This is a genomic window from Streptomyces daliensis (assembly GCF_054782395.1).
Window position 1 is genome coordinate 1 of sequence record NZ_BAAGSO010000059.1, and the last position, 18,267, is coordinate 18,267.

Sequence of the window (18,267 nt, forward strand, 5' to 3'; positions counted from 1 at the left end):
CGGCTCGCGGCTCGCGGCTCGCGGCTCGCGGCTCGCGGCTCGCGGCTCGCGGCTCGCGGCTCGCGGCTCGCGGCTCGCGGCTTAGCCAGCTTCTTAGTATATCCGACCCCATGCGACAAAACGCACAATTTGCCCTTCAGGGCGTGGAGTTCGCCCCCGAAGCTCGCGGAGATCGCCAGGTCGACGGGTGTGGAAAGGGCCTGCTCCCAGGGGAGCACAGGTAGCCCCAGCTCGGTGAAAAGCTCCCGGATCCCGCCCTGGAAGGCCGAGGACCCCGTTGAGGTGACGAGCAACTGCACGCGGAAGTCGTCGTGGAAGAGCGGCAGGACGTCCAACAGGCGCCCGGCCGAGGTGACGTTGTGGACCACGAGCAGCACCCGGCGCGGTGCTTTCCGGCTTGCCCACTGATCGGCATCCAGTCCCACAGGCACGCGTATGGCCGAGGGATCCGCTGATCCCACCCGTCCTCCTGCTGGCTGCGATGTCGTCGAGCGTCCCCGGCCACCCTAGCTCCGGGCCCGGCGACGGTCGCAGGGGGCGGGGCGGGGCTGGGCGGCGCGCGGGTGCGGGCGCGGGTTCACCTCTGGGGCTGGCCGGGGCGGAGGTCGGTGAGGGGTGCGGTACCGCTCATGAAGGCGGTGGCGAGTTCGGTCAGGCGCCGGTTGTGCGAGCGCGCGTAGGAACGCAGCAGCCGAAACGCTTCCTCCAGGCTCACGCCGTAGCGTTCGGAGAGCTTGCCCTTGGCCTGCTCGATCACCACACGGGTGCCGAGCGCGGTCTCCAACTGCTGAGTGAGCAGGCTCTGGTCCTCGGCGGTGCGCTGTTGCAGGACGCTGATCGTGGCGACGTCCGCCATCGCCTGCGCGACCTCGGCGACTCCCGGGTCCTGCGGCCGCGTGGCGGTGTGGAAGAGGTTGAGGGCGCCGATGACCTTCTGCCGCAGCCGCAACGGCAGCGAGTGCACCGCGGTGAAGCCCCGCCGCCGGGCGTCTTCGGCGAAACGCGGCCAGCGCTCCGTGTCCTCCGTCAGGTCGGGGACGATCACTGCCTCGCCGCTTCGGTAGCAGGTCAGACACGGTCCACTGTTGTTCTGCACCTGGAGCAGCTCTATCAGCCGCACGTTGTCGCTGGAGGAGCCCATCACCCGCAGTGACCCGCCGCGGTCGGCCAGCAGCACCCCGGCAGCGGCGACCTCCAGCGTGTCCACGCAGTGGCCGGTGAGCAGCGTCAGGAAGTCGATGAGGTCGAAGTCGTCGACGAGGCTGTCGGCCAGCTCGACGAAGGCGGGAGCCAGACGGCGTTCATCCATGCTGCTCGCTCCCGTCACTCCCGGTCCTGAGGGCCTCTGTCCTCGGCCGCCCGAGGCGTCGGAAATCGGGATACACGGAGAGGTCACTCCCCTTCACGGACGCGCGCTGTGCCGTCCGGGTCGAAGCGCAGACGGCGGGCGACCACTTCGACGGCGACCTCCGCCACCGTCTGCGAGTGGGCGAAGGCGTGGGCGCGCGGCCGCACGGCCGCTTCCTCGACGCCGATGCCGACGCCAACGTCGACGCCGATCTGTTCGGTGAGCATGCCGACGGCCTGGTCGACCTCCGCCCGGTAGTGGTCAAACCCGAGGACGTCCTCCATCGTGCCCGGCCCGGGGGCTTCCACCGAGACGACGCCGGTGGCGGTGAGCAGCAGCGTGGCGGCGGTGTCCGCGAAGGCCAGGGTGCCGGCGAGGGCCCCCTCCAGGACGCGGGTGCGGGCGGAGTACATGTCCAGTACGCCCGGCATCCCGACCCGTGAGCCCAGGGGCAGCGCGAACAGGGCGTCGGCACCCGTGGCGTTGGCACCCGTGGCGTGGGCGGCCGGGGCGAAGGCGGGCCACCGCTCGTACGGCTCGACGGCGGACAGATCACCTGACAGCACCGGAAGCCCGCTGCTGGTGGCGTCGACGCACGGCCCTTCCCCAGGGTGAGCTGCAACTCCTCCAGCTGTCCGCTGATCCGGTCGGTGGCGTGCAGTACGTGCCGCAGGGCGGGCGAGAGGGCCATCGAGATGCCGGCGCCGTCCACCGGAAGCGACTTGACCGCCGCGGTGCACACGTCCCGCACATCAATGGCGCCGACGCGCTGTCCGGCTTCCCTGGCCACGAGTTCGAGCACGCGCATGGCCCGGCGGTCAGACACGCGGGGGGACGTACTGGGCTGCGGGCATACCGCACATGATCCAGCTCCGTTCCGACGCAGCACCGACTGCACCGAAGCCCGAGGTGTCAACAGCGGGGACTCGACCATCAGGCCTGATCCCACGAGGCAGCCCTGAATTTTCAACGTACCGCAAGAACGAGCGGCATCGCAGTCGCGGGGACGGACCGCCGCACCGGGCCAGCGCTGGGCGCGACCGTCTTCCGCTCTGCGCCCTGGGTCAGGTCGCGCTGTCAGGGCTCGCGGGTCAGTTGGTACGGCGGGTCCATCGGATCGAGGTGGAACAGATCGTCGACGTCGACGTAGGGCATGTGCCCGGGGGAGCCGCGGAAGTAGGCGACGGCGGTACTGGTGAGCCGGACCCTGCCGCCGCCGAGATCGGTCATGCCCGTCGGCCGGCCGAGTTCCGCCAGCCATTCGGAATGCGCCGGGTCCATCGTGGCGACGTAGGTGCCGCGTTTGCCGGACGCGAGGTCGCTGGCGGCCAGGACATCCCCGTACGAGGCGATGTAGACCACGTCCTGGATGGCCCGCTCGATCGTCTCCGCGCCTCCCGCCTCGTTCCCGTCGTCGTACTCGGCGTCGACGCGCTCGCCCTGCCAGTAGCCGGGCTCGCTGATGGCCCTTCGCGCGTGCGACTGCCAGGCGAGACCGCGCAGGTAGGGGTGCGGTTCCTGCTGGACCCAGCCGATGAGGAACCCGTCACGACTGCCATCGCCCACACGCACCTGCACCACCCCGCGCGACGTGCCCGGCCTCACGAACAAGTTGCGTCGGCGCAGCGTGTCCCTGGCGTGCGCGCCCAGACGGTTGAGGTCCATGAGCCAAGAGTTTCAGGGCAGTTGACGAGGGCTGGCAAGACCGCCGCATCAGACGCAGGCCGAGCCGTCGAAGAGGGCGCCATCTGAGGCAGGCCCTGCCTGAAACCGCCTGCGCCGCTCCGGGGCGCCGACTCGGGAGCCGATTTCCAAGATCCCCTCCCAGATTTCCCCCAAGAGGGCCAGAAACGCCAATCAGGCCGACCTACTCAAATCGAGTAGGTCGGCCTGACCTGGTGTTTCCTCTGTCGGGGTGGCGGGATTTGAACCCACGACCTCTTCGTCCCGAATGAGGTCCGGGTGGAGCCGGGGCCGGTATGGAACGTGTTCGTGCAGGTCACGTCGTTGGCGGGAGCGGGTGTCGCGTGGTCCCACGAGTGCTCGGGGAGTGGATCGGCTCCCAGGTGGCTCCCAAGGTGCACAGCCATTGCTTCGTCCTTCGCAACGTATCCCCAGGGTCGTTGCGCTCAAGAGGAGCGTCGGCGCTGATCCGGGAGAACTACTCCAGCAACGGCCGAATCGATGTAGTGCTCGGGTTGCCAGTAGCGGTTTCAGGCGAGTCGGCCAGTGCCAGGCGGGCGCCTGTCCGCCCCCGCCATGGAGAGTGCCGAATATAGAGCTGGACAGACAGGAGTGGGTCTTCGCCAGACCGGACGACCTATAGGAAGCTGCCTCTAACATGAGCGAGCAAGGACAATCAGAAGCACTGGCCAACCGCTGGATGCCGCCGGAGGGGTCGTGGGCGTCTTCGGCGGCGAACCGGCGGAGCATGCTGGGCAACCGGAGTCGCGATACCGCACCTGAGCTGCTTCTCCGCTCACTTGTGCACGCCGCTGGCCTGCGCTACAGGGTGGCTGCAAAGCCGCTCCCGAAGATGCGCCGCACGGCCGACATGGTCTTCCGCCCTGTGAAGGTGGCCGTCTTCATCGACGGCTGCTTCTGGCATGGCTGTCCGGAACACTTCGTGATGCCCAAGACGAACCGGCCGTATTGGGAGGACAAGATCGGCCGGAATATCCAGCGCGACCAGGACACAGACAACCGTCTCGCGGAGGCAGGCTGGCTGGTGCTCCGCTTCTGGGAACACCTCAAACCAGAGGCGTGTGCCGCTAATGTCATAGAGGCCGTGGCCGCCCGGCGGCAGGAGGCCGAAGCCTCAAAGTATCCGAAGAAGACCCTCTGACCGTCGAGTCGTCGGCTGCAGCGATTGGCTGATCTTCGCTTGGTTCAGCGAGAAGACTCGCGTGGCCATACGCTGCCCGATCTTCTCACGACGGCTGATGATCTGGACGGCGCCTGTGGGGCGTTCCATTTCCGTTAGCCGTCGTGACCACCTGTGGCTTCCACGAACTGGGTGCGTGAGCCCTATTTGCGCAGAACTTATGCGATGGATCAATCTACCGCCTACCCAACAAGTGGGCGGAAAGGCGTTGCCCTGCCGGTGCGTACTGTGCCGCCGGTCCTCCAACACTCACGCTCCTCCGGCTTGCGGCCCTGGATCCGGGCAGTCATCTTGACAGCCAATCTCGGTCCGAGCTTGCGTGCAGCCGATTTCCTCCAGTCTCTGTGGCCTGATCGCTGACTCCGAGGCTCCCCTGGCTTCGCTGATACTCCTTTGACACGCTTAGGCTAGGCTCGGCACCGCCGTGCTTCTTTGGCGCCCTGTCGACGGTGGGGCCGATAGCTTGCCTTCTTCGCCCAGCTACCAGGCCCTCCCCAACGAGATGGAGCTAATCAAACATGGCGGAGCCGGGTCAGGTCCCGCCATAGGCAACCTGCAACCGTATGGTGCCCTTGGTCGTGTGCAGAAAGGCGTCGCCCTGTCCAGCGAGAGCTTCGGCTCCTGTCTCGTCCAGAATGATGCGGCTGTCGGTCGCGGTCTTGACTCGCAGGGCGAGTTGAGCGGGGAAGTTGGAGCGGATGGTCGTCGAGATCACGTCCGCGCTCGGGCGCTGTGTAGCTGCGATGACATGGATGCCCGCAGCGCGAGCCTTCTGTGTCAGGCGCTTGAGAAGCCCTTCGATTTTCTTCTTCTCTTCAAGATCACTGGTGAGGTCGGCGTACTCGTCCAAGACGATGACGATCCAGGGCTTTCGGTCTTCTTTGTCGACTTTGGCGTTGTACTCGACGAGCTTGCGTGTGCGGATCGCCTTCATGTCCTTGTAGCGCACGGCCATCTCTTCAACGGTTTCCTCAAGAATCTCGATGGCGTCGGCGGCGTCCATACCGATCATGCCATCAAGGTGAGGGTCGTCCTCAAAGTCGGCAAGCTCGGTGCCCTTGGGGTCGACGAGGCGGAGTCGCAGGGTGCTCTCGTCGTACCTGACCAAGCCCTTGAGAATCGTGTCCAGGGCGACGGACTTTCCTGATCCGGTAGTACCGGCAACCAACAAGTGCGGTGAGTCCGCGGAGGACAGGTCAATGGTGACTGGGTTGCCTTCAATGTCCGCGCCCAGCGGGGCGATTAGGCTCTTCGGATCGGGCGGGCACCGCTTCCACAGCGTCTTGGCGTCGACCCCGTACTTTTCGTCGTCGATTTTGGGGATCTCGAAGAGCACGGAGCCGCGGTCGCTTCGGGTGCGAATGCTGAACCCTGAGGGCAACGCCAGAGCCAAGAAGATCTCGTCGCGTCGGTTGGTCAGCTTGTCCACGGTGACCCCAGGATCGGGTATGAATCGGAAGATGTAGAAGCCAGGCCCTTCCTGCCACTTGTCGATCTCCGGGGCGGTGACCGCAACCTTGTGGCGGGCGAAGACATCGACGATCGTGTTGTATCTAAGCCTCAGTTCCTCCTCCTGGAGCCCACCGCGGTGAGTTTTCAGAGGATCTACCTCGGCGTCGGGGTGCCGTGCAACCAACGGACTTGTCTCGCACGTGGGAGCAGTCGCTCCGGCAGCCTTGACCGGTGGTGCCGGTTCTTCCGGGGTGGTGGACAGTCCGGCTGCAGTGACTGCTGAGGGGGTCTTGACGACAGTGCCGGGAATCTTCACTGTCCCCTTGTTGTCCCCGGGGACAACAAGGGGATCAGCATTGGCGGGGTCCTGGTTGGCGCGCAGGGCGCCGATGAGGTTCAGTAGCTCGTGCTTGTTCAGCCTCACCAGCGTGTGCTTGCCGAGGCTTCCGACAGCGGGGGCCGGCTGGTCTTCCTCGGCTGAGATGGCTACGGCGACGCCGGTGACTTGACCGAGCTGGGCGCCTTCGGAGCGCAGGGCGTCAAGGACCTTCGCCTCAACCTGACGGTGGTCGTCGTTACCGATCATGGTACGAGCTGGAAGGTCTGCAGCCTGAAGGGCGTTTCCACTGGTCTGAGCGATCGCGGCGGCAAGCTCGTCCAGCCAGAAGGGTCGGTCGTGGCGGGCCTCGCCGCCCGAGCGGAAGGCATCTTCGCACAGGTCAGTGGTGCGGTTGAGTTGTTCCTCGGCAGAGCCGATATCGAAGGTCTGGCGGAACTTGGACTCGGCGACCAGGACATCCAGGCGAACCGTGCCGTTGTCCTGAACGGTAAGCACGAACCGGCCCAGATCGGCACGGGTTTTGTGTCCGCGACCGAACCAGCGGTGGTGCTCGTCGAAGCTGATCCATGTGACTAGGCTCGTACCCTGCCGAGGAACGGGAAACTGCTGGTCGACGACAAATCGCGTGGCGACCAGGCCGACGACTTCGTTGACTGTGGTTCCGATGCCGAGGGAGCGCAGCACGGCGCCAGGGGCCACGTTGCGGCTGACCTCGTAGATCCGCTTAGCGGTGCCGTCGGAGTCCTGCGGGGTGACGACTCCGATCTGCTCCAGGCGGCGTCGCAGTCGCTGGACGACGAACTGCCGACCAGTCTGCGAGCTGACAATGAGGGTGTAGGACTCGTTCTTGCCGACACTGGGCTTGACGAGGATGACGTCAGGGCGGTTGCGCAGGGCATCGATCTGCTCACGGCCGATGAAGCTGTCGAGGGTGACGACCCAGTGGGCCACGCGGTGCAGAGTGGCGAACAAGTCCAGGTGCTGGTCGAATTGCACCTGCATCTCGAAGTAGTCGATGCCGTCGACGCTCTCCCGGGAGACCGGGGAACGGCGGTCGTAGCGCACGCACAGGGTGGACCAGGACTCAAGAGTCTCGTCTGCAGTCTCGGGCAACAGCGCTCTCACGACGTTTTCGCTGGTCTGAGCGAGGTTGTGTGAGGCCGGATGTTTCCAGGGGTTGAAGGAGCCTGACAAGGATTCCTTCTTGGTGCTCTCTTTGATACTGGTCTGGGTGCCGAACAGCGCCGGAGCCAGAGCGAGGTCGATGGTGTTTTCCAGCCCTGACAGGTCTGCCTCCTGGTCGGGCTCCCATGCCTGCAGAATGAGCTGAACGTCGGGCAGAAAGCTGTCCTCGGCCATCTCCGCACCGGAGAAATGCAGGTCGAAACCCTGGATGATCTCGTGATGGGTGGCCTGGGGAGCGAGCACGACTAGATCGACTTTGAGATGAGGGTTCTTGGCCCGTACCTGCTTTGCCACGCGCATTGGCAGGACAGGATCGCCGTTGCGGTCCAAAAGCAGTACGCGTAGGCCGTCAAGCTTGTGGGGGTAGGTCACCAGGTAGTCGGTGATGACGCGGACCATCTCGTCGATCGCGGTCTCGTCAACGCTGGAGAGCCATTCCTTGGACTCGTTGCCGCCGTGGCGGACCGGGGCATACTCCTCGTGCCCGGCCGATTCACGCATCGGGATGGCGATCGTGCCGCCAGGCCCAACGAGGACCGCCGGTGTTCCATGAGGGGAGATGCGGTCGATGGCGTCGAAGAATAGGTCCTCATTCTCCTGGTTGAGGCTGAGACCTCCCACCTTGTTCAGGGCAGTCTTGATGCTGTCGGCGGCCTCCGCGTAGTTCTTTGCCAGCCAGCGCAGCTTCAGCGGGTGGGTGGCCAGCATCATCATGCGGTTATCGGCCAGCCCGATGACATCGGTCAGAACAACGGCCTCAAGGTCTGTGTTCGGAGCGTTGTCGGGAACCAGGGTGGCGCGAGCTTCGCGGAGCCCGCTTTCCCACTCGCGTACGTAGTCATTGATGTTCCCAGCGTCAAGTCCGTCGGAGAACCGCTCGAAGTGCTCCAGCTTGAGGCGTTCCAGCTGACCAGCGAAATGTGATTCAGGGATGGGCAGAGGCTCGTCGGCCTGCCACTGCCGGGGGTCATTGAACTTCTCGAGGAAGGTGTCGAAGGACAGATCGGTCGTATGGCCAGGAGGGGTTCGCCAGCCATGGATGAGGGCCGCCAGTGTGATCTGCCCAGGGATGGCCAGGGGGTCCCAGCGAAAGCGCCGCTGGGCGGCGCCGTCCATCTCGACCAGGAGACGCAGCGGGGACCACTCCGTGTTCGGATCAAACGGCTCATCCTCCTCTGGCAGAGGCGGCTTGGTCAGGTCCAGCAGGCAGTCTTTGACCTCCAGGGTCAGGCGAAGACCTGTGGAGTCCTGGACATCGCGCAGGGTGCGTGCGTACAAGAAAGCGAACAGCCAGCGGCTCCACCGACCTGTGTCCTGGTTGCCTTCAACCCCGACGACGACGGAGCCTTCCTCTTCGTCAGAGAAGTAGGTCAGCTCCCGCAACAGGGCACGCAGGGGGTCCTGGACGAACTGAGAGTCCGGGAAGGCGAGCTTCTCGACTTTGCGGCGCGACCGCTTGGACAGTAGATCGGCCAGCGGTTCGGCCCCACCGACGGGAGCCTCGTCAAGGAAGCGCTGTGCGGATTCCTGGTCTCCGTGGTCAAGCGCCTCTTCGATCATCATGGCGTCGAACTCATCGACCCGCTCCGCGGCGGTCCTATCGATCTCCTGCCGGACCTGCTGGCCTAGGCCAATTTTCTTGGATTTCTGCTCGAAGATTTCAAGCCAGAGAGTCAGGTCCTGTTCGTGGCGCAGCTGACGAGAATCCCGCGGGGTAGAGCCACTGCGGTTGAGGTTGAGTACGAGGCTGCGCATGCGCGTCTTAGCAGTCTCGGAGTCCGTACCGATGTGTTTCAGGGACTCCTCACTGAACTCGGTCGTGGTGATGCGGTCTATCAGCTCGTCCTCGGTGATTTCCTTGCCGGTGGGCTGTTTGAAGGCACTGACCGAGACGTTCTTCTTAATTCGGGCGGGCAGTGCGGCGGGCCTGAGGAAGAGTCCTCGGTCCGGCAAGAGGTCAAGGGCGGGCAAAGCTGCAGAGATCTCCGGATAGACCACGCCAGGGGTGTGAACCTGAGTTGCTGCGACTCTCTGCGCGGTGTCGACCAGGAAGGCCGCCCAGCGGTGCAAGGAACGGGGCTCCTCGTCGGTGATGGCACGCCAGATCTCCGGCAGAAAGGTGGCCATCGGGGCCGGAACGGTGCCGATGCCATCCGCCTCCCGCCATGCTTCTGCCATGAACCTGTCGAACCCGCGCTCGCCGGGGGCGTCGTGGTAGTCGCCCAGGATCGTGGCATCGTCAAGGGCGTTCATGGCTGCCAGCCCCTGCGCGTCCGGAGACTGCCCCCACTCGAAGAGCAATACTGCCGAGCCCTGTCCCGAATTGCGCCACTTGGTCAGTTGGTCCTGCGGATCCAGGAGGTAATCAACAGGTACGTCTACGATCGGCTCAGAGGTGCCAACCTTGACGACAACCTGACGGCCCGGCGATTCCGAAAGCCGCTGAGCCGTGCGACGGAGAGCCTCGGTCACGGTCGGCCGGTCGAAACCGCTGACTCGCAGGACGGCACGGGCTCCGCTGATCTCAGTGACCTTGCGAAGAGCCTCGTCGGCGACGAATCGACCGAGTGCTCGGATGCTGCTGTCGGTCACCGGGGCTCCCCTCGAACCATGCTGGTTGCATCTGAATATTGAGTGAGCAGACCGATAGCGGCGAGTTTCTCCCGGAACGCCTTGCCGTTGTGGTCAAGGACCGATGGATCGACCTCGTAGGCCAACGGGCCCGCAGCCGCAACCTTGTTCTCCACTACGAGCCCGTACTTTTCGTACAGCAGCGCGCACAACTGGTCGAACTCCATCTCCGTTCCCTGCGGGACGGTGGCAGATACCAGGCTCTCTAGCATCGGGGGCTTCATGGTGAAGTGTCGGCGCCCGACCGTGGCATTCAGGGCTCCCACAGCGGCGAGGGTCTCGCTGAAGAACGCCCGGGGCGAGGCGACCGCGTTGCCAGCCTCCTTAGTGAATCTTTCGTAGCGGCGCTTCTTGCCCTCGTCGCCTTCGGCTTTGATTTCGTCGATCATTTCCCGAGCCTGGATGTTGATCGCGCTGACGATGTCATTGCGGAAGCCGGAGAGATTTTTCTGTGACTCTCTGCGCAGTGGGTTTGCCTCGTTGCCGAAGTCCAACAGGATCGACTCGTGATCGGTAGCGCCGAGCTTCTGGCGCGCCAGTTGCAGCTGGTGGCGTGCCAAGCAGTAGGGGACCCAGTGCATGAGGCTCTCTGTGCGCTTCGCCCTAGGGACGGTCGCAGTTCGAACGACGATGTTGCGGGCCCCTTCCCTCAGCAGGTCAGGCCACGGGCTGAGATCCTCGTGCAGTCTGATTCCTGCGTCTGAGCCCTCCACAGGCACTTCGTCGTAGTCGAAGTCGTGCGCGCTGAGTGCTTTGGCCAGATTTCCCAATGGGGTTCCGCTGTCTTGCACGAGGTCGTGCAGGCCCTGTCGAGTCGCTTCCTTGCGGCTGGTGTCTGAGTCGCTGCGTAGAACCTTGTAGGCCCAGCTGCCACCATCGCGGAAGAGGTAGCGCTCGATACTTGGAGCATTGATACCAGGAGTGACCTTGTCAGCCTGTTTGCGCTTCTTAGTGCTACTTTTTGAGGAGGCATCGCTCTGCTTGATTCGCCGTTCGACCGCGTCGTAGTGGATGAGTTCGCCCACGAACGGGTAAATGTGCGCACCAAACCAACTGGGTTGGCTGCGACGCCCGGGAATCTCCACCAACAGAGACGAGAACAAGGCGTGTAGCGTTTCCATAGTCTCAGACGAGTCCAGCTCGACAGCCTTGCTGAGTTCCTCGTCACCCTCGACGATGCGGGCCTTGGTCGCGATCCGCCGGGCCAGGTCGTGCGAGGTCCTCTTGTAGGCCGTTTCGGCCCTGTTGTCCAGAAGTCCGGCGAACTTCTCTGGGCTTTCCTTATGCGCGAGGTAGACGCCGCGAGCGATCGCAAGCATCTCAAGCGGGACATAGAAACCGCGGCCCTGCTGTTCGAGATTCACCCCGAAGAGACGAAGGACGACCTCTGCCTTAGAACGATCAGCCATCACGCACGCACCGACCTGATCTTGTCACCGATGTCGATCATGAGCTTCCGCATGACGTCGCCCACCAGTACCTGGATCTCGTCGTCTCTGTTGGAGGAGTCAGCCAACTCCGCCAAGGAGCCACTTAGCCCGCGGATCTCTGCTTCATGCTGGACCTCGCTACGCAGTCCTGCGGCCCACCGCGTCAGCAACTCGAAGCGCAGAAGGTCCGCTTCTACCGAGACTGCGCCCTGGTCGGGGTCAACGGCCGGGATGCGGATGTAGATGGCCCGGTTGAGCCACTCGACGGCGTTCTGCATCTCGGGGGTGACGCCGGTACGGCCTTCTTCTTGCCACTGGGTGACCTGGTCGACGACCTCAACGCCCTTGCTGGGCACTCGCCGGGAGATCACGGCTGCGCGGGCGCGGTGGGTGAAGAAGGCTGGGTCAAGTATGAAGAAGTCAGGGTTGCTCCCCGCCCGGTGGATGCCCTGAACGGCCTCCAGGCCCTTGAGGAAGCGGTCTCGCACCCTGGTGTCCGCCGGGTCCCGGTTCTTGTCCTGGACACGGGCGAAGTCGTCACCGGCGTGCAGGCCCATGCGGGCGAACCGGTCCTTGTCGTCGTCGTTATTGAAGAAGTCAGCTCGTCGCAGGAACGTGTACAGGCCCCGCAGCTGTTCGGCTTGCTTCTGGACATCCCGGTTCGTACGGACCTTCTGCAAGTAGGTACTGGCGTCCGCGGGAGGGAAGTCGCCAGATGTGTCCGGATCCAGCTGGTCGTCGACCTGGCGACGGGAGACCTTGCCCGGGTCCAGTTTCCGCAGCGCGAAGAAGGCAGGAACCAGATGACGCTGTTGCTGGGTCAGCCGATCACCGAAGAGCGCCTGGTGGTACAAGTGGGGAGCCTGCCACAACCTGTTCGAGTGCGACCGCTGGTACTTGGCATGGACGTTCTCGCAGGACAGGCCGCCGGTGAGCATATAGCTAGTTACCGAGAGAGCCTGTCGGGTCGTGACTACGGCCCCGGTCTGCTCGGTCGCGGCGAACACGTCCCGGATCGCCGATCGGCGCTGAGGCCCGCGCGTGGGATCGCTTAGCTCGTTGCGGTTGGCCAGGATCGGACAGACCTTCCGCGCATCACAGGTCTCACAGGGCTTCCATCGCGACCATTGCGTCGTCGTCCACTGCTTCAAGACCCACGGTATGAGCCCGCCGTTGGCACTGGCGGGCGCTACAGACTGGTAGTTGAGGTTGATGACGGTGACGGCGCCTTCGTCATCGCTGACCTGGCCGCGGGCAATGCCTCCCGTGAGGGTCTCCACCAGAATCTTCGCGCGCCCGGTACCACCGTTGTTGAGGTTGTCGTCTTCGGCGACGCACTTGCGTAGCTGACCCTCGTTTGCGCAGATGACTGCGACGCCGCCGTCTGGAGGAGCAAGCAGTTCCACGAGCTTGTGGGCGCCAGCCCGCAGGCTGAGCTCGCTGAGATCCTTGAGGATGTACAGCGGGCGTTCGTTACGAGTGCGGCCGATAGGGCGGCTAGCGTCTCCGGCCTCGGAAAGTTCGCGGAAAACTGCCTTTCGGACTTCTGGGGTGATCGTCTCCGCTTCGACCCGCAGGTGGGCCAGCAGGCTGGCGCACAGGCTCGTTTTGCCATGCCCGGCGTCTCCGGTGAGGACGATGGTCCTCGTAGTCGGTCGCTCGATAGCGTTCAACAGGTAGTTCAGTGTTACGACGGGGAACAGCGACTGCGTCCAGTCTGCCTGCAGCTCGTAGATCATCTCAGAGGTGTCGACGTCGAACGGCTGGTAACGACGTATCCGTTGGACGTGTTTGTTGACCTCTAGTGGCATGCTGCTGTCCTTCGTCGACCGGTCCGGGAGCGCTGCGGAATTCTAGCTGTCAGCGCTCCTGACGGTAGATCAAAGTGCATGTCGGGGGCTGAAATGCGTCTGGTTCGCCAGCGCAGGTGTGCCGGGGATCTTGGTAAGAACCTTGATCATCGTGCTTGGTGCTGAGGTGGGCAACGTTGACTGCGATCCCGTTTGAGACGTGCGGGACGTCGGCTTTGCCGACGCTGCGGTGGCGCAGCGCTGCAGCTGGTGGCCGTTGATGAGCTTGCCCAGGGGCTGTGAGGCCGGGAGGCGAGGTGTTGGACTGTCCTGATCGGCAGGTCAGGCGACACTTGGGTATCGGTCTACCGCGCGCGCTCACCGTTGATCGAGTACGATGACCGCTCGTTCCGCCGGTACTACAAGCAAGCGCAGATGGGGGTCACACGTGGGTGAGCGGTCTCCCTTGCGAGCCAAGCGGCGGCCGAAGTTTGAGAGGGGAGTCGGCTCCCTGCGGGTCGTGGACCTCTTCGCCGGCTGCGGTGGCCTCGCCCTCGGTGTTGCCCAGGCAGCCCACAAGCATGGGGTCTCGCTTGATGTTCGTCTCGCAGTTGACTTTGAGGCAGCCCCCATCAAGGTCTTCAAGGCCAACTTTCCCAAGGCCAACGTCCAACGAGGAACTGTCGAGTCCTACTTTGACGGAGACCTAGGAGCCTCGGTGACGGCTCAGGAGGCCGAGACCCTCTCCGCGGTGGGCCAGGTGGGGCTCCTGATCGGCGGGCCGCCCTGTCAAGGGCACAGTAACCTTAACAACCACACCCGTCGCGATGATCCCAAGAACCGGCTGTACCTGCGTATGGCTCGCGCCACGGAGGTTCTGCGCCCCAGCGTAGTTGTCATCGAGAATGTGCTGGCCGTTGTCAACGACAAGCAGCAGGTGGTCTCCCGCGCCATCGTTCACCTTAAGAAGCTTGGATACGATGTCGCCACCAGGCGTATCGATCTACTCAAGCTGGGGGTCGCCCAGACACGCAAGCGCCACATACTGCTGGCGGTCCGCGAAGACGCGCTTCCTTTTGGCTTTTCGGCCGCTGACCTGCTGCAGATTGAAGACCACAATGCCAGACCCCATGATCTGCGTTGGGCGATCGGCGACCTACTCGATGTTCAGCCGAAGTCATTCTTTGATGAAGCTGCCGTACCCAGCGCGGATAACCAGCGACGTATGAAGTACCTTTTCGATAACGATGAGCATAATCTGCCGAACGAAGAGCGCCCTGAGTGTCACCAAGGCGAGCACAATTACACCTCAATGTATGGTCGCTTGTGGTGGGACCGTCCGTCTCAGACTATTACAAGCGGCTTCGCGACGATGGGGCGCGGAAGATTTGTCCACCCTGCTGTACCTCGGTGCTTGACTGCCCATGAGGCTGCGCGCATCCAGGGCTTTCCGGACTATTTCAAGTTCGTCGACGAGAGGGCGAGGCCCCGCTACGAGCTGACTCGTACCGAGGTTCAGGTCATCATCGGCAATGCCGTACCCCCGCCTCTTACCGAGGCGCTGACGGCCAAGCTATTCGACGCCGACGTTCTGCAGGTGAAGGACGATTCGCCCCAGATGCAAGAAGAAGATTTTGCTGGCGCTGCTGTCGATCTCGCCTGCTAAGCCTGTACCGGGTTTATTCCATTCGAGGGCATTGAAGCGTGACGCGCAAGCCGCTCTCAGGGCGGAAAGGAATCACTTGCTGCGCAGGATCTGACGGTTTTTTCGCGTGCTCTTAATTCCTAGTACCCGTCTCATCGTCAGTTTTGTTGGCCAGGTGTCCAGTCAGCTACTCGCCTGCTGTGGTCCGCTGCAGCCCTGCCTAGATCTCCACCTGGACTGCCACGTCACGGAGCTTGATCGTGGTGACGGTGCCGGGCAAGGTGCTGCGAACTGAGGTTCAGGAGCTGGGCTTTTCCGCTGCTCTGGTCAGGCGTGTCTCACCGTCTGTTGAGTCCCGTGTGGAACAGTGTTTTCGTCATTGCGCGGTTCACGCTCGTGTCGCGTCCCGAGACGTATGGCGTTCGTGGCAGGTAGCCGCTGTTGCGGTACAGGGTGAGTGCGGAGTGGTTGCGGGCTCCGGTTTCCAGGACCAGTTGGGTGACGCCGTGGGCGGCGGCCTCGTCCTCCAGGAAGCTGAGTATCTGGCGCCCCAGCCCTTGACCTCGGGCGGAGGCTGCCACGTACATGCGCTTGATCTCTGCGGTCTGTGGTGTCAGCAGGCGCCATCCTCCGCAGCCGACGGCTTCGGAGGCGCCGTGCGTGCGGGCGATGACGAACAGGCCGCGGGGCAGTTCGAAGTCGCGGGCCGGTGTGTCGTCGGGTGCGTCGGCGAAGCCGTAGACGCTGGCCTGTTCCGCGTGCAGTTCCCAGGTCAGGCGCCGTGCCTCGGGGTGGCTGTAGGGGACCACCGTGAGGGAGGGCTCGGCTGAGCGGCACGGTGGGGCGGAGCTGGGCTGCGTCATGCATCCGATAGTGCCCTGTCCACGGCGTGGAGCGCATCCGTGCCCACGGCGGAGTGCAGGTGGGTACCCACGTGTCGCCGGAGGCGGCCCAGCAGGTTGCGGCACCGGATGGACTGGATGTCGGGCACGTGCCCCGCGAGACGGCGGAGAGTGTTCGCGGTGGCCTCCGCGTCCCGGGTGAGGGCGTACGCCCGAGCCAGGTGGATGCCGTGCAGTACGGCAGAGCGTTTGAAGCCGCTGGTCGGCCCGTGGTCGGTCAGCGGGGCGAGCATCTGGGCGGCCTCGGCCAGGAGCCGTCGGGCCTGGATCGGGTTGGTGGCGGCGAGTTCGACGAGTGCGTGCCCGGATTCGGCCGCGACCTGCTCGGCCGTGAAGTAGTACAGGGCCGGTGGGTCGTCCGGTCTGCGGTGCTCCAGCAGGTTCCGGCATCGGTCTGTGGCGGCACGGAAGGCGTCGATGTCGCCGACGGCGGCGTGTGCGGTGGCCAGGCGCCCGAAGGCGCGGGCGCGGACGGTCGGCAGGCTCCGGGCGGTGCGTTCCACGGCGGCTTCGGCGAAGCGCAGGGCGGCTGAGGGCTTGCCGGTGGCCGCGTGCTGGTAGGCGAGCATGCCCAGGACGTTGGCGACGCCGTGCTCGTCCCCGGCGGCGTGCGCGAGCCGGATGGCCAGTAACTGGTAGCGCTGTGCTGGTGCGGCGAGGTCGGCGTCGAAGGCCATCCACCCGGCGAGCTGCGCCATTCCGCCTGCCGTGGCCAGCAGACGGACGCCGATGTCCGGCGTGTAGCGGCTGTTGCGCAGCAGGTCGAGGACGCCGACCAGTTCGGTACGCACATATCGCTGGGACAGGGCGCCGCCTCCGGCTGTGTCGTCCAGGCGCCGAAGGTCGCGCAGGTGTCCTTCGAGGAGGTCCATCAGGGGCGGAAGGACCTGATCCTCGCGGGAACCGGGCGGGCTCTGTGTGGGGCCCTGGTGGGTGGCGTCCCACACGGCGCTGAAGAGCTGTTCCTCGGCGGCCGGCCGGAGGGCGGCCTGTTCGCGTGGGTCGGTGGTGGTCCAGGCGGTGGCGGTGGCCAGGATCTCGGTGAGCGGGCGTCGGCCCAGCAGGCCGTCGGTGGCGACCCAGTCATCGTCGGCGAGGCTGGCGGGCTCGTCTCCCCACAGTTCGGCAGCGGTGCAGGGTGCTCCTGTGGCCTCGGTCAACAGCGTGGCGGTCAGGCGGCGGACCGTGGTTGAGCGTGGGCGGCCACCACGTAGCCAGCCATGGGCGGCGGTGAGGTGCAGTGTGGGCTCGCCGACTGCTTCCAGCCGCGGGTTGAGTGCGCGTACGAGAGCGCGTGGTGACCACCCGGCGCGACGCAGGGCGCCCGTCAGTGCCCGGTTCGCGTTCTGCTCGTCCGGCACGGTTCGCGCACCCTGCGCGGCGTTGCGGAGAGTCCTCACGCCTCGACGGTAGGTCAACGCGGTAGCGGCGAGCGCGAATTCGCGGCTTTTCGCAGCCGCTGCCGGATGTTCGCACTCTTCGCGACGATCACCCCTCCCCGTGCCCCCTGGCCGCGCTGTCCCCTGGTGCATCCGCCAGCGGACGACATGGGGACGCCCGGATCGGAGGAGCGGCATGACATTCGCGTTCACCCCGCAGCGGGACGGCCTGCGGACGGCGCTGGAGGTGTCCTTCGAGCGCCGCACGGACCCCGAGACGGGCGGCCTCTCCGCAGCCGACTGCGCTTGGCCGGGGCGGCTGCGCCGCATCGTCCGCGCGGGGCTCGTCTACTGGCGTCGTCCCGAGCTGGTCGGGGATGTGGAGCTGCTGCTGACCGAGCTGGTGACCAACGCGCGTGCGCCATGAGGCGCTCTGTTGTATCCCCGGTTCAACAGGGAGGAACTGAAGGGAGGTTTCTGGGCCCGATGGCTTACCTGGAGTCGAAAGGTGAAGGGGACAGCAGCATGCCAGAAAATCAGTACTCGTGTTCACGTGTGGAAGCGAGGTACTGAGGGGCCCGTGCGATATGGCGAAAGCTGAACTGCCTGAACCCCAATCTCCAAAGGATGAAAAGCGAGCATCCGCCGGAAACCCACACGTGACACCGGCGCCGCATCCTGCGGTGGAGTGAATGCGTATCCACCGCACCCTTCGGATCGCGGAATGATTCCCAGTGAGGGAATTCAAGGAGATGAGTGGGGCGCCTAAGTCGCGCTAGACACGTACAACAGGGACGAACATGGGATCACCTAAAGGATGAGAGTCCCAAGGTGACGGAGGCCCCGTAGTAGTCGCAGGAGCAACGGCCTGCCAAGGAGGACGGGAAAGCCGTCCACAGGGCGAAGGGGGCCAGGTGATTCGGACATCACGATACTGGGAGGTATGCGTAATGCAGAGCGCCGAAGCGGTACTTGATGTCCTGCGTGAACGCGGCAGGCACGGCCTGCCGTGCAACGAACTGTATCGGCAGCTGTTCAATCCGAACCTGTATCTGCTGGCCTACGGGCGCATCTACGCCAACCACGGTGCGATGACCCCCGGGGTCTGCGGGGAAACCGCAGATGGCATGTCCGAGGCAAAGATCGGACGCATCATCGAGGCCATGCGCCACGAGCGTTACCGCTTCCGCGCCGTGCGTCGCGTCCACATTCCGAAACCCAACGGAAAGACACGCCCGCTCGGTATGCCGTCCTGGTCGGACAAACTTGTCGGCGAAGTGA

The 18,267-nt window shown here is 64.6% G+C and carries 11 protein-coding genes and 2 pseudogenes; 4 read left to right on the top strand and 9 right to left on the bottom strand.

All coding sequences use genetic code 11. The features are described from left to right. The 4 genes and pseudogenes from ACYVOO_RS13455 to ACYVOO_RS13470 form a co-directional block, all read right to left on the bottom strand. A pseudogene (locus ACYVOO_RS13455) lies at positions 1–425 on the bottom strand (hypothetical protein); the annotation flags it as partial. A 152-nt stretch (positions 426–577) separates the two neighbouring features. Beyond that, positions 578–1,309, bottom strand: a complete 732-nt coding sequence (locus ACYVOO_RS13460) for a GAF and ANTAR domain-containing protein (protein ID WP_461015902.1) — start codon at positions 1,307–1,309, stop codon at positions 578–580. An 83-nt stretch (positions 1,310–1,392) separates the two neighbouring features. Then, positions 1,393–1,914: a hypothetical protein gene (locus tag ACYVOO_RS13465; RefSeq protein WP_461015903.1), complete on the bottom strand. Its 522-nt coding sequence runs from the start codon at positions 1,912–1,914 to the stop codon at positions 1,393–1,395. Between the two features lie 511 nt (positions 1,915–2,425). Beyond that, a complete protein-coding gene (locus tag ACYVOO_RS13470; RefSeq protein ID WP_461015904.1) occupies positions 2,426–3,013 on the bottom strand; it encodes a hypothetical protein in 588 nt (195 codons plus the stop codon). Between the two features lie 718 nt (positions 3,014–3,731). Between ACYVOO_RS13470 and ACYVOO_RS13475 the strand changes: the two genes are divergently transcribed. Further along, positions 3,732–4,193 carry a very short patch repair endonuclease gene (locus tag ACYVOO_RS13475; RefSeq protein WP_461015912.1) on the top strand — a complete coding sequence of 154 codons (462 nt, stop codon included), beginning with the start codon at positions 3,732–3,734 and terminating at the stop codon, positions 4,191–4,193. Between the two features lie 571 nt (positions 4,194–4,764). Here ACYVOO_RS13475 and ACYVOO_RS13480 read toward each other — a convergent pair. Genes ACYVOO_RS13480 through ACYVOO_RS13490 form a run of 3 tightly spaced genes read right to left on the bottom strand, consistent with a single transcriptional unit; the run spans position 4,765 to position 13,081 of the window. Next, entirely contained in the window at positions 4,765–9,801 is a 5,037-nt protein-coding gene (locus ACYVOO_RS13480; RefSeq protein WP_461015905.1) for an FtsK/SpoIIIE domain-containing protein, read from the bottom strand. Further along, positions 9,798–11,204, bottom strand: coding sequence for a hypothetical protein (locus ACYVOO_RS13485; protein ID WP_461015906.1), 1,407 nt, complete (start codon positions 11,202–11,204; stop codon positions 9,798–9,800). Before ACYVOO_RS13485 ends, ACYVOO_RS13480 begins: the two co-directional genes overlap by 4 nt. Before the next feature lie 44 nt (positions 11,205–11,248). After that, positions 11,249–13,081 carry a hypothetical protein gene (locus ACYVOO_RS13490; RefSeq protein ID WP_461015907.1) on the bottom strand — a complete coding sequence of 611 codons (1,833 nt, stop codon included), beginning with the start codon at positions 13,079–13,081 and terminating at the stop codon, positions 11,249–11,251. A 499-nt stretch (positions 13,082–13,580) separates the two neighbouring features. Here ACYVOO_RS13490 and ACYVOO_RS13495 point away from each other — a divergent pair, with 499 nt between their 5' ends. After that, complete coding sequence (locus ACYVOO_RS13495) at positions 13,581–14,726, top strand: DNA cytosine methyltransferase (RefSeq protein WP_461015908.1); 1,146 nt, start codon at positions 13,581–13,583, stop codon at positions 14,724–14,726. 317 nt (positions 14,727–15,043) lie between these two features. Here the strand turns inward: ACYVOO_RS13495 and ACYVOO_RS13500 are convergent, their stop codons facing one another. Both ACYVOO_RS13500 and ACYVOO_RS13505 read right to left on the bottom strand, forming a co-directional pair. After that, on the bottom strand, positions 15,044–15,568 hold the full coding sequence (locus ACYVOO_RS13500; RefSeq protein WP_461015909.1) for a GNAT family N-acetyltransferase: 525 nt from the start codon (positions 15,566–15,568) through the stop codon (positions 15,044–15,046). Next, the gene (locus ACYVOO_RS13505) at positions 15,565–17,007 is read right to left on the bottom strand and encodes a hypothetical protein (protein WP_461015910.1); all 1,443 of its coding nucleotides are present in this window, start codon (positions 17,005–17,007) and stop codon (positions 15,565–15,567) included. Before ACYVOO_RS13505 ends, ACYVOO_RS13500 begins: the two co-directional genes overlap by 4 nt. 175 nt (positions 17,008–17,182) lie before the next feature. Here ACYVOO_RS13505 and ACYVOO_RS13510 point away from each other — a divergent pair, with 175 nt between their 5' ends. Continuing rightward, the gene (locus ACYVOO_RS13510) at positions 17,183–17,413 is read left to right on the top strand and encodes a hypothetical protein (protein ID WP_461015911.1); all 231 of its coding nucleotides are present in this window, start codon (positions 17,183–17,185) and stop codon (positions 17,411–17,413) included. 523 nt (positions 17,414–17,936) lie between these two features. Then, positions 17,937–18,267, top strand: a pseudogene (locus ACYVOO_RS13515) (maturase); the annotation flags it as partial.

Bases quoted from the DNA above. Each gene is read 5' to 3' on its own strand.
- ACYVOO_RS13460 (WP_461015902.1), bottom strand. From the start codon at position 1,309: ATGGATGAACGCCGTCTGGCTCCCGCCTTCGTCGAGCTGGCCGACAGC.
- ACYVOO_RS13470 (WP_461015904.1), bottom strand. From the start codon at position 3,013: ATGGACCTCAACCGTCTGGGCGCGCACGCCAGGGACACGCTGCGCCGA.
- ACYVOO_RS13475 (WP_461015912.1), top strand. From the start codon at position 3,732: ATGCCGCCGGAGGGGTCGTGGGCGTCTTCGGCGGCGAACCGGCGGAGC.
- ACYVOO_RS13490 (WP_461015907.1), bottom strand. From the start codon at position 13,081: ATGCCACTAGAGGTCAACAAACACGTCCAACGGATACGTCGTTACCAG.
- ACYVOO_RS13500 (WP_461015909.1), bottom strand. From the start codon at position 15,568: ATGACGCAGCCCAGCTCCGCCCCACCGTGCCGCTCAGCCGAGCCCTCC.
- ACYVOO_RS13510 (WP_461015911.1), top strand. From the start codon at position 17,183: ATGACATTCGCGTTCACCCCGCAGCGGGACGGCCTGCGGACGGCGCTG.